At 72.2% G+C, this 766-nt stretch carries 1 protein-coding gene; it reads right to left on the bottom strand.

Annotated elements, in window-relative coordinates:
• The coding region (locus ADL12_RS23025; protein WP_063806712.1) for an IS481 family transposase at positions 1 to 766 on the bottom strand (766 nt) is incomplete at both ends.

The following is a 766-nucleotide window of genomic DNA, read 5'->3' as shown; positions in this document are numbered from 1 at the left end:
CAGTCGGCTGATCGGTGGCTGGCCGCCGAGCGCGGTGTGTCGGCGGCCAGTGTTGTAGAAGTGAAGCCAGGGCGCGAGGGCGTCGGCGCGTTCGGTGTTGCTGGCAAAGACCTGGTGGTAGGCCCACTCGGCCTGCAGGGTCCGGTTGAAGCGTTCGACTTTGCCGTTGGTCCAGGGGCAGTGGGGCCGGGTGAACTTCTGCTTCGCGCCCAGGGTTTGGCAGGCGTCGCGGAACGCGCCGGAGGTGCGGTAGCTGCGGGCGTTGTCGGTCATCACACGCTCGATGCGGGCGATGCCCTGGCCGGCGAAGAACGCGGCCGCGCGGGTGAGGAACGCGGCGCAGGTGGCGCCTTTCTCGTCGGCCAGGATTTCGGCGTAGGCCAGGCGGGAGTGGTCGTCCACGGCGGCGTGCACGTAGTCGTAGCCGATCCCGCGGCCACGGACGTCCTCGCTGCGGCCGTGGGCGCGCCAGCCACCACCGTCGGGGATCTTGCCGAGCTTCTTCACGTCCACGTGGACCAGGCCGCCGGGGCGGCCGTATTCGTAGCGTGCGGCGCTTTTGCGGACCGCGCGGATCACCTGCCCGGTGAGCGGGTCGCAGGCTGCCAGGGGCGGCATGTGGTGGCGGCGCAGGATCCGGGTCACCGTGCGGGCCGCAACCCCGGTGGCCTCGCTGATCTGCTCGGGTCCCCGGCGCAGGCGTCGGCGGGCCTGAAGGACGCGCGCCTCAACCTCGGCCGGCGTGCGGGTGGGGCAGGTGCGGGGG

The sequence above is a fragment of the Streptomyces regalis genome (genome assembly GCF_001509475.1).
Classification (GTDB): Bacteria; Actinomycetota; Actinomycetes; order Streptomycetales; family Streptomycetaceae; genus Streptomyces; species Streptomyces regalis.
This window is presented reverse-complemented; position numbering and strand designations above follow the sequence as displayed.